The sequence below is a fragment of the Blautia sp. TM10-2 genome, from assembly GCF_003480845.1.
GTDB lineage: Bacteria > Bacillota > Clostridia > Lachnospirales > Lachnospiraceae > Fusicatenibacter > Fusicatenibacter saccharivorans.
In genome coordinates, this window is sequence record NZ_QUJZ01000020.1 from 54,758 (window position 1) to 68,604 (window position 13,847).

The 13,847-nt window shown below is 49.7% G+C and carries 11 protein-coding genes and 4 tRNA genes; 5 read left to right on the forward strand and 10 right to left on the reverse strand.

All coding sequences use genetic code 11. From position 1 onward, the window contains the following. Positions 1-84: 84 nt before the first annotated feature. The 6 genes from argH to DXD92_RS17280 form a co-directional block, all read right to left on the reverse strand. A complete protein-coding gene (gene argH, locus DXD92_RS17255; protein WP_118594579.1) occupies positions 85-1,464 on the reverse strand; it encodes an argininosuccinate lyase in 1,380 nt (459 codons plus the stop codon). 193 nt (positions 1,465-1,657) lie between these two features. After that, positions 1,658-2,551 (reverse strand): recombinase family protein, encoded by an 894-nt coding sequence (locus tag DXD92_RS17260; protein WP_147398226.1) that lies wholly within the window; start codon positions 2,549-2,551, stop codon positions 1,658-1,660. Between the two features lie 71 nt (positions 2,552-2,622). After that, entirely contained in the window at positions 2,623-3,561 is a 939-nt protein-coding gene (locus DXD92_RS17265; protein ID WP_118594537.1) for a DNA/RNA non-specific endonuclease, read from the reverse strand. Further along, positions 3,558-3,974: a hypothetical protein gene (locus DXD92_RS17270; RefSeq protein WP_055217698.1), complete on the reverse strand. Its 417-nt coding sequence runs from the start codon at positions 3,972-3,974 to the stop codon at positions 3,558-3,560. Before DXD92_RS17270 ends, DXD92_RS17265 begins: the two co-directional genes overlap by 4 nt. Beyond that, a complete protein-coding gene (locus tag DXD92_RS17275; RefSeq protein ID WP_117812857.1) occupies positions 3,871-4,716 on the reverse strand; it encodes an ABC transporter permease in 846 nt (281 codons plus the stop codon). Before DXD92_RS17275 ends, DXD92_RS17270 begins: the two co-directional genes overlap by 104 nt. Further along, positions 4,709-5,479: an ABC transporter ATP-binding protein gene (locus DXD92_RS17280; protein ID WP_118594538.1), complete on the reverse strand. Its 771-nt coding sequence runs from the start codon at positions 5,477-5,479 to the stop codon at positions 4,709-4,711. The genes DXD92_RS17275 and DXD92_RS17280 overlap by 8 nt, the downstream gene beginning before the upstream one ends. Before the next feature lie 110 nt (positions 5,480-5,589). Between DXD92_RS17280 and DXD92_RS17285 the strand changes: the two genes are divergently transcribed. Beyond that, positions 5,590-6,237 carry an epoxyqueuosine reductase QueH gene (locus tag DXD92_RS17285; protein WP_118594539.1) on the forward strand — a complete coding sequence of 216 codons (648 nt, stop codon included), beginning with the start codon at positions 5,590-5,592 and terminating at the stop codon, positions 6,235-6,237. Between the two features lie 192 nt (positions 6,238-6,429). Here DXD92_RS17285 and DXD92_RS17295 read toward each other — a convergent pair. After that, positions 6,430-6,502 (reverse strand) — tRNA-Thr (locus DXD92_RS17295). A 311-nt stretch (positions 6,503-6,813) separates the two neighbouring features. Between DXD92_RS17295 and DXD92_RS17300 the strand changes: the two genes are divergently transcribed. Further along, on the forward strand, positions 6,814-8,214 hold the full coding sequence (locus DXD92_RS17300) for a citrate/2-methylcitrate synthase (protein ID WP_118594540.1): 1,401 nt from the start codon (positions 6,814-6,816) through the stop codon (positions 8,212-8,214). Between the two features lie 125 nt (positions 8,215-8,339). Here the strand turns inward: DXD92_RS17300 and DXD92_RS17305 are convergent, their stop codons facing one another. From DXD92_RS17305 to DXD92_RS17315, 3 genes are all read right to left on the reverse strand, one after another. After that, positions 8,340-10,595, reverse strand: a complete 2,256-nt coding sequence (locus DXD92_RS17305) for a DNA gyrase/topoisomerase IV subunit A (RefSeq protein WP_118641143.1) — start codon at positions 10,593-10,595, stop codon at positions 8,340-8,342. A gap of 18 nt (positions 10,596-10,613) precedes the next feature. Then, positions 10,614-12,539 carry a DNA gyrase/topoisomerase IV subunit B gene (locus tag DXD92_RS17310; protein WP_117805360.1) on the reverse strand — a complete coding sequence of 642 codons (1,926 nt, stop codon included), beginning with the start codon at positions 12,537-12,539 and terminating at the stop codon, positions 10,614-10,616. Positions 12,540-12,661: 122 nt separating this feature from the next. Then, positions 12,662-13,324, reverse strand: a complete 663-nt coding sequence (locus DXD92_RS17315) for an HAD family hydrolase (RefSeq protein WP_118641145.1) — start codon at positions 13,322-13,324, stop codon at positions 12,662-12,664. A gap of 202 nt (positions 13,325-13,526) precedes the next feature. Between DXD92_RS17315 and DXD92_RS17320 the strand changes: the two genes are divergently transcribed. The 3 genes from DXD92_RS17320 (at position 13,527) to DXD92_RS17330 (ending at position 13,847) form a co-directional block, all read left to right on the forward strand. Next, positions 13,527-13,598, forward strand: a tRNA-Glu gene (locus tag DXD92_RS17320). A gap of 52 nt (positions 13,599-13,650) precedes the next feature. After that, positions 13,651-13,722: transfer RNA gene (locus DXD92_RS17325), tRNA-Glu, on the forward strand. Between the two features lie 53 nt (positions 13,723-13,775). Then, a tRNA-Glu gene (locus DXD92_RS17330) sits at positions 13,776-13,847 on the forward strand.

Consider the following 13,847-nt stretch of genomic DNA (forward strand, 5'->3'; position numbering starts at 1 on the left):
TTTCATCTCCTTGTTCTTCTGTGGCGTACATTTGTGCGTCTCATGTCATACTATACCAATTTTTTCAAAATTGCAACTGTTTTTTCAATTTTCCTGTAAATATTTTTTATTCTGCTCGATGACAGCCTGCATCGCATCTGCTCCCGGCGCACCGATCGTGTTGCGTCGTTCTACGCAGTTCTTCATGCTGATGGCATCATAAATATCATCCTCGAAGACCGGGCTGATCGCTTTGTACTCTTCGAGTTTCATATCATCAAGGGAGATTCCTTTGTCAATGCAGTACAGAACGAGACGGCCGACAATGCCATGTGCATCGCGGAACGGAACGCCTTTTCCAACAAGGTAATCAGCTGCGTCCGTTGCATTCGTGAAACCGTTCTTTGCACTGTTCTCCATGCGGTCTTTTTTGAAGTACATGGTAGAAAGCATGCCATTGAACAGAGCCAGGCATCCTTTTACGGTGTCGATGGCATCGAAGGTCAGCTCTTTATCCTCCTGCATATCTTTGTTGTACGCCAGCGGGATTCCCTTCATAGTGGTGAGCATTGACATCAGAGCTGCGTAAACGCGGCCTGTTTTTCCTCGAACAAGCTCTGCGATATCCGGATTCTTTTTCTGCGGCATGATACTGCTTCCGGTGCTGTATGCGTCGTCGATGTCCACAAACTGGTACTCATTGGTATTCCAGATGATAATCTCCTCGGAGAAGCGGGAAAGATGCATCATAATCGTAGAAAGAGCACTGAGGAGCTCAATGACATAGTCACGGTCGGATACGGAATCCATGCTGTTTAAGGTCGGGCCGTCAAAGCCGAGCAGCTCTGCTGTGTAAGCGCGGTCCAACGGATACGTCGTTCCAGCCAGCGCACCGGAACCGAGCGGACAGTAATTCATTCTCTTGTAGATGTCTGCAAGGCGGCCTCTGTCGCGGCGGAACATTTCAAAATATGCGCCCATGTGATGTGCCAGTGTGATCGGCTGTGCTTTCTGCAGATGGGTGAATCCCGGCATATAGGTGTGAATGTTCTCTTCCATGATTTTTTCAAGTGTTACCAGCACCTCTTTGACGAGTGCATCAATCTCGGTGATCTCATCGCGGACATAAAGTTTCATATCGAGGGCTACCTGGTCATTGCGGCTTCTTCCGGTGTGCAGCTTCTTTCCGGCGTCTCCGATGCGGTCGATCAGGTTTGCCTCCACGAAGCTGTGGATATCCTCATATTCGCTGGTGATTTCCAGTTTTCCGCTCTCCACATCGGCAAGAATCCCCTCCAGTCCTGCAAGAATCTGGTCTCTCTCCTCTTCTGTCAGGATGCCCTGTTTTGCCAGCATCTTTACATGTGCCATGCTGCCTTTGATGTCCTGTTTATAGAATTTCTGATCAAAGCTGATGGATGCATTAAAATTATACACTAACTTGTCGGTCTCTTTTGTGAACCGTCCGCCCCATAACTGTGCCATTTTCATTCCTCTTTTCCTGTAAGTTTTTTAAATTATCATGCATTATTATACAAGCATCCAACCTTCCTTTGCAAGTCAAATCACCTACTTTCCCGAATTTCGGCGTTTTGTGTAGTTTTTTTCCAGCCAGCCCAAGATGCCGTACAATCCTGCCGCAACGAGGCAGAGAATCAGGATGGACAGGATTACCCAGTCAAGTCTGAACAGATTTGCCCACCTTTTTGCGGCAGAGACGCTCGTCAGCCGCCCGATTTGCCGCTATCCAGAGCTCTTCAGAGACGATAGCAGGAATTTTCCCCGCATAGACGTACTGCCCGCCCGGCGGTGTAGGGAGCGTTTTTCCGGTGTTAAAATCGTAATGCTTCCTGTTCATGACTACGGTGCCTTTATTCATGGGATTCCGCACCATGCGGATAATGTCTGTTCCAGAGAATGGTTTTCCGGCGCGGCTGCGGACGCCCTCCGCTGCCAGAACCGCCGCAATTTTCCGTCCGCCGAGACCGTCTGCACAGAGTTCGTACATACGGCGCTTCACTGCGGCCTCCTCCGGGATGATCTCAATCGCTCCGTCTGCCGTCCGCCGGTAACCATAACTTTTTGAGGTCAGCACCGGCTTTCCATTATTCTGCTGCCGTTTCTGGTGCGCCAGATTCATCTTCTTGCTCAGCTCCCGGCTGTACTCCTCCGCCAGAATCGCCTTAATGCCGGTCAGAAGCGCGTCTTCCGGCGAATAGAATGTGTTCTCCAGATAAAAATACAGCCGCTTTCCGGCGCAGTTTAAGCGGTCTGCGAACAGATACCAGTCCCGCGTGTTCCGCATCAGGCGGTCCTGCGACTTGATTACGACGACATCAAACCTGTTCTGCTCGAGATCCTCGTACAGGCGGTTATATTCCCATCTGCCCTTCCGGCTCGTACCGGAGCGGCTCTCCACGTAGGCATCCACAAGCCTCCATCCTCTTGCCCGGATTGCCTCTTCCGCCTCCGCCGCCTGCCTTACCAGCGCATCCTTCTGATTTTCCTCCTCGGTGCTGCACCTTGCATAATAAACCGCACGCAGCTTCTCCTCTTCCATCTCCTGTCTCACTTTCCAGATGCTTCTCTTTACTATATAGAAAAAAGGACCGGAAAGTTCCGACCCTCTTTTTGTAATTTCTTTTACGGATTGCACCGTCCGCACGGCTCATAGCCTTCGGCGATCAGGTCCTCGCGCGGTCCCTGATATGTCGCCTTGTTTTCATCCTTAATCGAGCTGACGCTGGAGCATGACGGCAGGTGGAATTTCATGCTGGATGTGTTCATGACATATTCCTGCTGATCCGTCATCGTTCCGCTGCTTTCGCTTAACGTGCTGTCTCCCGTTGCATAATTAATTGAGATGCCCGGCTGATTGTTGTATGCGAAGATATGGAAGGAAATGCCCTCGCCGTCATCTTCCATGGAAAGTGCCTCCATCTCCACACCGTCCGCTACAAGGTTGTCCCCGATAAAAATTGGTGTAACGCGGTACAGCACATGGTTTCCGGTCTCTTTGACGTAGTCGGCAACCATGTTTTCAAACGGCAGCATGCCCTCGACATTCAGATAACGTGTTCCAGTGATCAGATTCTTCTCGTTTGCATTCTCACCGGTCAGCTGGTATCCGATCAGATGGCAGCGGTTGTACAGATATTTACCTTCCACCTGATCGTATTTTACCGTATGCCAGCCCGTCGGCTTTACCTGGCCGATCACGCCGCGCTTCTCCGTCGGCATCAGATCCTGGCCGATATTCGCCTCTGCCACGCCGCACCGTCCCAGGCTGTCCAGATTGCTGTAATGCTCGTACGACTCGGTCGTCTTTTCCTCATCGGTAAAATCCGGCTCATTTCCGTTTAAAACGACATACGGTTCACCGGAAAACTCCGAAACATCAAGAACTGAAACGGCCGTCGGTGCCTGATCGGTAATCTGGGATTCCGTCATCGTATAAGCGGCCGTAACCTCCGAACCGGAATCTGCTCTCTCCGTCGAGAGAAGATCCTGCGCCTCACAGCCGGTCAGTGTCAGAACAAGAAGCGCCGCCAGCAGCAGAAGCTGTTTTCTTGGTTTTTTCATTTCTCATATACCTCTTTCGTTATTTTCTCATGGGAATAGCCTGCAAACTCCTCCTCGGACACTTTATTCCATTTGGAAAGATCCAGGTCGAATTTCCGGTCAGACGGATAATGCCGGTTCCACCAGAAAACGATGATTTTCTCTATCTTCGCTTCCACAGCCTGCAGTCCCGTATTCTCCACAAAGCAGTATTCTCCTTCGCCTGCCTGCTCCAGAAAATCTGCCGCCGCCTGAAGTGTTACCTTCCCACTCTCCTTCTGCTCCGCGAACAGCTTTTCCGAAGCCGGATTCATCCAGAGCGTTTTCCCCTCACACAGTTCGCAGATTTTTTCCGTTACCACGCGGTCCCGCGAAACGCGTCGTCCGCCAAACTGCATTCCTCTTCGTTCTTCCAGACATACGATTCCAATCATCTGTCATCCTCCCTTCTCTTGCGTGTGCATATCTGAACACCTGACTGCCGTAGATAATCAGATAGCCAAGCCCCTCTCTTGCCCCGATAAACTCTCCGATTACAACACCGACGAGGCACAGGCCGATGTTGACCTTCCACACGGCGAGCAGCCCCGGAAGCGACCACGGCAGCACGACGCGGAACAGCATATCCTTCTTCGTTCCGCCGAGTGTTGCAATCAGGCGGAGCATATCCGGCTCCACACCCTGAAAGCTGCTGTAAATGCTGATCACCGAGCCGAATATCGCAACGGAAATGCCGGCCGTGATGATCGTTTTCACGTTTGCCCCCATCCACACAATGAGAAGCGGGGCGAGCGCCGATTTCGGCAGGCTGTTCAGGACTACCAGGTACGGCTCCATCACCGCAGAAAAGCGCGGAAAGAGCCACAAAAGCACAGCGAACGCCATGCCAAGTGCCGAGACGAGCAGAAAGCTGATTCCCGTCTCATACACCGTGATCCCGATATGGCGCAGAAGGTTCTGCTCCGTCAGCAGGGTCACGAACGTTTTTCCCACCCGCACAGGGCTGGAAAAGATAAACGGATCGATCCATCTCAGATCCGCCGCCACCTCCCATAATACCAGAAAACTGACGAGAAGCAAAGCCCGAAACACCCGCACCTGCTCCCGTTCTCTTTTTTTCTGCCGGAGATACGCCCTCTGAAAGCTGCTCTCCGGCGTTTTTGCCTGCTCACGCATTTTCATTCAGCTCCTTCCAGATGGCATTGAAATACGTTTTAAATTCCGGCGCACTGCGCGCTTTCATCGGCGTGCGCTCCTCCATCGCAAACCGGATCGGAATCTTTTTTTTCACATATGCCGGCCGTGCCGCCAGAACAATCACACGGTCCGCCATGCTGATGGCCTCCGAAATATCGTGTGTCACGAGAATTGCTGTCTTTCCCTCTTTTTTGATGATCTTTCCGATATCATCACAGACGTTCAGCCTCGTCTGGTAGTCGAGAGCGGAAAACGGCTCGTCAAGCAGCAGAAGATCCGGCTCCATCGCCAGTGTACGGATCAGTGCCGCCCTCTGCCGCATACCGCCGGAAAGTTCGGACGGACGGGCATTGGAAAAGGATTTCAGGCCGTATGTCTCCATCATCTCCCCAACTTTTTCTTTCCGCTCGGGTGTCAGCGTGCGCGAAATCTCAAGGCCCAGCAGAACGTTGCTGTAGATGGTCCGCCATTCAAACAGGTGGTCTCTCTGCAGCATGTAGCCGATATGGAGATCCGCCTCCGTGATCGGCCGTCCGCGGCTCAGCAGAGTTCCCGCCTCCGGCTTTAAAAGACCGGAAATCAAGTTCAGGATCGTGCTCTTTCCGCAGCCGCTCGGTCCGACAAGAGCAACAAATTCCCCCGGTTTTACCGAAAAGGTCAGATCGCACAGCGCCGGTGTTTCTCCTTTCATGGTGTGATAGGACAGTGATATATGCTCTAATGACAGGATTTGATCATCCATTTTTTTGCATCCTCCTCTATCTATAAGATATCATATGCAGCTTGCATCCCAGCCGCGCTGAGGCTATAATAGAAAGGATTGAAAGATACCAGGAGGTTTGAAGATACATTATGACCAATAAAAGAAATTACCAGAAGGAGCTGGATGCGAAGATTGCAGGACTTCACGGTGAAGTTCCGACCTTGCTGCTGCACAGCTGCTGTGCGCCGTGCAGCAGTTACGTGCTGGAATATCTGTCGCAGTATTTTTCCATTACGCTCTTTTACTATAATCCCAACATCTATCCACCGACGGAGTACGAGCACCGCGTGGAGGAACAGCAGCGTCTGATCCATTCTCTTCCCGCCGTGCATCCGATTTCCTTCTGCCCCGGACCGTACGATTCTGACCGGTTCTATGAGCTGACACGCGGGATGGAAAATGTGCCGGAGGGCGGCGAGCGCTGTTTTGTCTGCTATGAAATGCGGCTCCGCGAAGCGGCCGAAATGGCAAAGCAGCTCAAACTCGACTATTTTACAACAACCCTCTCCATCAGCCCGCTGAAAAACGCGGAAAAGCTGAATGAAATCGGAGAACGGCTTGCCGCCGAATACAGGATCCCATATCTCAATTCAGATTTCAAGAAACGGGGCGGCTACCAGCGTTCCATCGAACTTTCCCACGAATACGGCCTCTACCGCCAGGACTACTGCGGCTGCGTCTTTTCCCGCCGGGAACGCGACGCACGGGTGGCAGCACAGGAAAATGGCAACAGCTGATGTGCTCTTTGAAGTGTCCGGCCAAAAGCTCCGTCAGGATATGCTGTACGAACTGATTTTCCTGAAACTTGTAACAGCAAACGCCCTTTGCAGCAGATCTTTTTCCTGCAAAGGGCGTTCGTATTTCTGTCATATTTCTCATGATACCAGAAAACCCGCAGAACCTTACGTCCTGCGGGTTTCTAAAGAATAAGCCGAAAATCAGATTCGAACTGACGACCCCTTCATTACGAGTGAAGTGCTCTACCGGCTGAGCTATTTCGGCCTGTGAAATTCATTTTCTGAATGACACAATCATTATTATACCGTATTTTTTTGAAATTGCAAGCATTTTTTTGAAATTTATGAATCTTTTTCTAAAATTTGTTCCGCCCCACTGATTTCCTGCCGTTTTCATCCTTGTTGTTTTCACATCCCTGACGCAAATTTTATGCATAAACTTTGTCCTTGCTTTCAAAAATTAAGGAAAACCATCACTTTTCCTTATAAAAATTAATGTATTTTGAAAGAAAAGCATTGACAACCGCCAAAAAAGTAAGTATAGTTTTTAACTAAAGGAAGAAAGGGGCTGTTGTCATGACCATGCAATACGATAATCTGGAAGACAAGCTCAGTCAGCTTGTAGAGTATACGAAAGATTCCGGAAAGATTGATTTATCTTTATACACTGAGTACGATGTAAAACGGGGACTGCGTGATTCCACCGGTAAAGGTGTTCTCACCGGCCTGACCGAAATTTCCGATGTTATCGGCTTCGATATTGATGAGCGCACCGGCGAAAAAGTTCCGACCGATGGCCGTCTCTATTTTCAGGGCTATAACGTCGCAGATCTGATCAAAGGTATGGAAGGACGACGCTTCGGTTTTGAAGAGATTACCTATCTTCTTCTGTTCGGTTCTCTTCCGACAGAACCGCAGTTAAATGATTTCAACGAAATTTTAAGTATCTACCGCGAGCTGCCGGACACTTTTGTCCGCGACGTTGTCATGAAGGCAACCAGCAAAAACATGATGAATACTCTGCAGCGCTGTGTGCTGACCCTGTATTCCTACGACGAAAAGCCGGATGACATTTCCATTCCGAACGTCCTCCGCCAGGCTTTGAGTCTGATCGCCAAAATGCCGCTGATCGCCGTTTACGGCTACCATGCATACCGCCACTACCACGAAAACCAGAACCTGATCATCCGAAATCCGAAACCGGAGCTGTCGATGGCTGAAAACATTCTGCAGATGCTTCACCCGGATGGAGAATACACTGCTCTGGAGGCAAAGGTTCTCGATGTTGCGTTAATTCTTCACGCAGACCACGGCGGCGGAAATAACTCAACATTTACGACACACGTTGTCTCCTCCTCCGGAACCGATACCTACTCTGCTGTTGCGGCTTCTTTAAGTTCCTTAAAAGGACCGCGCCACGGCGGTGCCAACTTGAAGGTTATGGAGATGTTTGAAAATATTGAAGAGAATGTTACAAACTGGGAAGACGAAAACGAACTGCGCACCTACCTGACCAAAATGCTTGATCGTGAAACATTCGATGGAACCGGTCTTATCTATGGTATGGGCCATGCTGTTTATACCCTGTCCGATCCACGTTGTGTGATTCTGAAAGAATATGCAAAGAAGCTTTCCGCTGAGAAGCACCGCGAGAAAGAATTTGCTCTCTATGAGTCTGTAGAACGCATTGCCGGCGAGTGTATCGCCAAAAAGCGCCGTCTGCTCAAACCAGTCTGTGCAAATGTTGATTTCTACAGCGGTTTCGTCTACGCAATGCTTGGCCTTCCAAAAGAGCTCTACACCCCGATCTTTGCTATCTCCCGTATCTCCGGCTGGTCCGCACACCGGATCGAAGAGCTTGTCAACGAAGGAAAGATCATCCGTCCGGCTTATAAATATGTCGGTCATCATCGTCCGTACGTTGCCATTGAAAGAAGAACCCCAAGAAAGACTTCCCACAGTTTTTCAAATAACTAAAAAATTATGCAAAAAGGACATCTGCCCGTACCGTTCTGGTATCGGGCAGGTGTCCTTTTATTGCCAAGTGATCTCTCGAAAAACCCGCGGAGCGTGCTTCTCATGGTTATAAACAAAACTCTGCGTTATACCCGGATCTTTGTTCCCTTGGTATCTCGTTTTGCCAGCTTAATCTTCGCTGTCAGAGAAATCTCTTTGTCGTGATACGTGATCGTGTAATCCATCCGGCTTGCCAGCAGATACGCATGCTCTACCGCGTCGTCCTCTGCCATACGGATACCACGCACACCAACGGCTGCTTTTTTCTTCTCCGGCACTTCACTCGTAAGGAAGCGCAGGAAGACACCGTTTTTCGTCTGCAGAACCACATACTCCTGCTCCTGGCAGACCTCGGCAAGAATCAGACGGTCCTCCTCGGATGAAAGCTTCGTCGCCGCGATCGTTCGTTTTACGACATCAAACTCGGATCCATCGACAAGTTTTACCATACCGGCCGCGCTGACGAACAGCAGCTTATTGTTCTTGATATTTTCCAGTGCATCGACGTAAATCATCTGCTCCTTCTGGCTGCTGTAATTTCCAAGGTTGTCGATCGGCGTTCCCTTGTCACGGAATCTTCCATACGGGATGTCCATTACTTTGATGCTGTGCATCATGCCAAGATCCGTAAAGACGCAGATCTTATCGGTGTTTTTGCACTGGAACACATATTTGTTCTCGTTGTGCACAGCCTCTTTGTTCCGCTCGTAAGCAGACGTATCGATCGTCTTCGCATAACCGAAGCGGTCCATCAGGAAGACAACATCCATCTCCTCGACCTTCAGCTCCTCAAGAACAATCGCCTCAGCATTCTCAATCGCCGTTTTCCGCTTGTGGCCGTACTCTTTTTTTATCTGCGTCAGATCTTCCATAATAACTTCCGACATCGAGTCGTAATGATTTAAGATATCCTCGTACTTTGTAATCTTCGCCACAGTCGCCTCATGATCTTTTAAGAGTGCTTCCACTTCCAGTCCGATCAGTTTCTGCAGACGCATCTCCAGAATCGCCGTTGCCTGGCGTTCCGTAAAGCAGAGCTGTGCTGCCATACGCTCACTTGACTTTGATTTGAAGCGGATACCATCGGTCACTCCCATAATCAGACACTCTTTGACCTGCTTCTGTGTCTTGCTTCCGCGCAGGATCTCAATGATCAGATCGATCACATCGCATGCCTTGATCAGACCTTCCTGCACCTCGCGGCGCTCCATCTCTTTGCGGAGAAGGTTCTGGTATTTGCGGGTTGCCACTTCAAACTGGAAATCAACGTGATGCTCGATCACCTGTTTAAGGCTTAACGTCTCCGGTCTTCCATCTGCCACGGCGAGCATGTTGACACCGAACGTATCTTCCAAACGTGTTTTCTTGTACAGCAGATTCGTGATCCGCTCCACATCCGCGCCTTTTTTCAGTTCGAGCACGATGCGTGTTCCTTCTTTCGAGGACTGGTTGGAAATGTCGACGATTTCCGGCGCTTTCTTGCTCTCCACAAGCCCCGCCACATCGTTCAGGAACTTTCCGATGTTCGCACCGATCATCGGGTACGGAATTTCGGTGATCACAAGATACTGCTTTCCGTTTCTGCCTTTCTCCACTTCCACTTTTCCGCGGATTTTAATCTTTCCGACACCTTTTTCGTAGATCGACAGCAGGTCATCCTGATTGACGACAATACCGCCGGTCGGGAAATCCGGTCCTTTGATGTATTTCATCAGACCTTTGACGGTGATGTCGTTGTTTTTCATGTAGGCCTTGACCGCATCCACAATCTCACACAGGTTGTGCGGCGGAATGCTTGTTGCCATACCGACAGCGATACCGTCTGCGCCATTCAACAGAAGGTTCGGCACGCGCACCGGCAGAACAGACGGCTCTTTTTCCGTCTCGTCGAAGTTCGGTACGAAATCGACAACGTCTTTGTCGAGATCCTTTAAATAGACCTCCTGTGTAATTTTCTGCAGTCTCGCCTCGGTATATCGCATTGCAGCGGCACCGTCACCCTCAATCGACCCGAAGTTTCCGTGACCGTCCACAAGCGGCTGCCCTTTTTTGAAATCCTGTGCCATTACGACAAGAGCATCGTAAATGGAACTGTCGCCGTGCGGATGGTATTTACCCATCGTATCGCCGACGATACGCGCGCACTTTCGGAACGGCTTGTCGTACTGGATGCCGAGCTCATACATGTCATACAGAGTACGGCGCTGTACCGGCTTTAAACCGTCCCGCACGTCCGGAAGCGCTCGGGAAATGATGACGCTCATCGCATAATCAATATAAGATTTCTGCATGACCTCAGAATATTCGGTCCGTATAATCTGATCTTCTGATTTTTCTTTCATCTTCCTTTGTCCTTCCTGTTAAATATCCAGCTCTGCATCGGTTGCATGCTCATAAATAAATGCTTTCCGCGGCGGAACCTCGGTTCCCATCAGTACTTCCGTCACATCGGAGGCCATACGGGCATCCTCGATCTCCACACGCTTCAAAAGTCTCGTCTCCGGATTCAGTGTCGTCTCCCAGAGCTGCTCCGGGTCCATCTCGCCAAGACCTTTGTAGCGCTGCAGCGTAAATTTTTCTTTGTGTGTCTTTCTGTATTTTTCCAGTGCTTTGTCGTCGTACAGATACTCTTCTTTTCCGCGGGACGGCATTGCCTTGTAAAGAGGCGGCATCGCGATATAGACATGTCCCTCGTAGATCAGCTCCGGCATGAAACGGTAGAACAGTGTCAGCAGCAGCGTTGAAATATGCGCACCGTCGACATCGGCATCTGCCATGATGATAATTTTATCGTAACGGAGCTTTGTGATATCGAAGTCGTTGCCGTAACCCTCGGAAAAGCCGCAGCCGAATGCATTGATCATGGATTTGATCTCGGCATTTGCCAGAACTTTATCAATAGAAGCCTTCTCTACGTTCAGAATCTTACCGCGGATCGGCAGAATTGCCTGGAAATTACGGTCACGCGCCGTCTTTGCGGAACCGCCCGCAGAATCTCCCTCGACGATAAAGATCTCGCACAGCGACGGGTCCTTTTTCTCGCAGTTTGCCAGTTTGCCGTTCGTATCAAACGAATATTTCTGCTTGGTCAGCATATTCGTCTTGGCTTTTTCTTCGCTTCTGCGGATTTTGGCAGATCGCTCAGCGCAGGCAAGAACATTTTTCAGCACTTCGAGATTGCGGTCGAAATACAGCGGAATCTCCTCGCCCGTTACTTTTCCGGCGGCCTTTGCCGCATCCGGGTTGTCCAGCTTCGTTTTTGTCTGACCCTCGAACCGCGGATCCGGGTGCTTGATCGAAATAACAGCGGTCATACCGTTTCGGATATCCGATCCCGTAAAGTTATTGTCTTTTTCTTTTAAGACACCGATCTCTCTGGCATAGCTGTTCATAATCGTCGTAAAGGTCGATTTGAAACCGGAAATATGGGTACCGCCCTCAGCGTTGTAGATATTATTACAGAAGCCGAGCACGTTTTCCTGGAATTCGTTGATATACTGGAACGCACATTCTACGGTAATGCCCTCAGATTCCCCTTTGAAATAAATCGGATCGTGGATTGCCTCTTTATTCTTATTCAGATCGCGCACAAAACCAACAATGCCGTCCGGCTCGTGATACGTCAGGTGCTCCTCTTTTCCATCGCGCAGATCGGAAAAATAAATGGTAAGCGCCGGGTTCAGATATGCAGTCTCATGAAGACGGCTTTTGACCTCTGTTGCGGAAAAACGTGTTTTCTCAAAGATTTCCGGATCCGGCAGGAAGTTGATGCGGGTTCCGCTGTTCTTCGTTTTTCCGATCTTCGGCAGCAGCCCATCCTCATCGAGTTCCTGTACGGCAACACCTCGTTCGTAGCGGTCGTGATAAACCCAGCCGCCGAGGCTGACCTGTACGTCAAGATAGGTAGAAAGCGCATTGACAACCGAAGAACCGACACCGTGCAGACCGCCGCTTGTCTTGTACGCATTGTTGTCGAATTTACCGCCGGCGTGCAGGGTTGTAAAAACGAGACGCTCCGCCGGAACGCCTTTTTCATGCATGCCGACCGGGATTCCGCGGCCGTTGTCGGTCACGGTCGCCGAGCCGTCTGCTTCAAGTGTTACGTGAATGGTGTCGCAGTAGCCCGCAAGATGCTCGTCCACCGCATTGTCTACAATTTCATAAATCAGATGATTCAGGCCTTTCCGCGAGGTACTTCCGATATACATACCAGGGCGCTTACGCACTGCTTCGAGACCTTCCAGCACGGAAATACTGCTGGCATCATACGTTTCTTTTTTTGGCATAACTGTTCTATCCTCACTTATGTGTTACTGTCTTTTTCTCTTAAAAATACTTCTGTCTGTCCCATTTTGGGGGCACAGTATTTTATTATATCATTTTTCTTCCCGGAATAGCAAGATTTTCTTTAGAAGAAAGAATCTCCTCCGTTCATCAGCTCCTTAAAAGAAGTCACGTAGCGGTCTGCTTCCTGCTCCATCTTTGCGCGGTTTCCTTCCCCGCTTCTGTCATACACGCCCACAGCCGCAAATCCGCCCATTTTGGCGCCGCGGATTCCCGTTAGGATATCTTCATATACCACACACGTTTCCGGCGGAAGAGACAGCTTTTCAGCCGCTTTCTCGTAGATATCCGGAAAGCCCTTGCCGCGCTTTACTTCCGAGACGGTGACAAATGCTTTAAAATACTCATAAATCCCATTTCTCTTTAAGGCCGGCTCATACAGCTCCGGGCTCGATGAGGTAGCAACCGCCATGCGGATTCCTTTTTCTTTTAAATAGCGGAGATATTCTGCTGCCCCGTCTTTTAACTCCACTTCATACGTATAGGCGTCGACCGCCATCTGATGCCACTCCTGAATCAGTTCTTCCGGCGTTTCCGGAAAGCCGAACCGTCTGATCGTGTAGCGGGCAGCCTCCAGAAAGCCGAGCGGTGTAATCGCCTCCTGATAATCCGGCGGAACCTCAAGTCCTCTCTTCTTTAAAAATGCAATATCGATGTCATCCCAGACCCGCATCGAGTCGAGCAGTGTTCCGTCCAGATCAAAAATGGCTCCTTTGTACTGTTTCATTTGTCTTCTCCTTCTCTATTCTAATCTTTTTTCTTTCTTTTTAGAACGTATTTCTGTTTTTAGAACATTTGTTTGTTTTATCATACCATAACTGGTAAAAAATGCAAGTAAAATGCGAATTTCGCTACTTTTTGAAATTTTTTAAATTTTTTTCAAAAAACACTTGCATTTTCTCCAGACATCGTGTATTATAAGCGAGTACGGTTCGTTGGTCAAGAGGCTAAGACGTCGCCCTCTCACGGCGAAAACAGGGGTTCGATTCCCCTACGAACTGCTGAAGGTTCGCAGGATGCCTTCTCTCTTAAAAATCCTGTTTTAAGCGACATGGTTCGTTGGTCAAGAGGCTAAGACGTCGCCCTCTCACGGCGAAAACAGGGGTTCGATTCCCCTACGAACTGTTGAAGGTTTCACAGAGTTCCTTCTCTTTTAAAAATTCTGTTCTATATCATATGGTTCGTTGGTCAAGAGGCTAAGACGTCGCCCTCTCACGGCGAAAACAGGGGTTCGATTCCCCTACGAACTG

Coding starts and splice junctions, on each gene's coding strand:
- argH (WP_118594579.1), bottom strand. CDS start 1,464: ATGGCACAGTTATGGGGCGGACGGTTCACAAAAGAGACCGACAAGTTA.
- DXD92_RS17265 (WP_118594537.1), bottom strand. CDS start 3,561: ATGAAAAAACCAAGAAAACAGCTTCTGCTGCTGGCGGCGCTTCTTGTT.
- DXD92_RS17270 (WP_055217698.1), bottom strand. CDS start 3,974: ATGATTGGAATCGTATGTCTGGAAGAACGAAGAGGAATGCAGTTTGGC.
- DXD92_RS17275 (WP_117812857.1), bottom strand. CDS start 4,716: ATGCGTGAGCAGGCAAAAACGCCGGAGAGCAGCTTTCAGAGGGCGTAT.
- DXD92_RS17280 (WP_118594538.1), bottom strand. CDS start 5,479: ATGGATGATCAAATCCTGTCATTAGAGCATATATCACTGTCCTATCAC.
- DXD92_RS17285 (WP_118594539.1), top strand. CDS start 5,590: ATGACCAATAAAAGAAATTACCAGAAGGAGCTGGATGCGAAGATTGCA.
- DXD92_RS17300 (WP_118594540.1), top strand. CDS start 6,814: ATGACCATGCAATACGATAATCTGGAAGACAAGCTCAGTCAGCTTGTA.
- DXD92_RS17305 (WP_118641143.1), bottom strand. CDS start 10,595: ATGAAAGAAAAATCAGAAGATCAGATTATACGGACCGAATATTCTGAG.
- DXD92_RS17310 (WP_117805360.1), bottom strand. CDS start 12,539: ATGCCAAAAAAAGAAACGTATGATGCCAGCAGTATTTCCGTGCTGGAA.
- DXD92_RS17315 (WP_118641145.1), bottom strand. CDS start 13,324: ATGAAACAGTACAAAGGAGCCATTTTTGATCTGGACGGAACACTGCTC.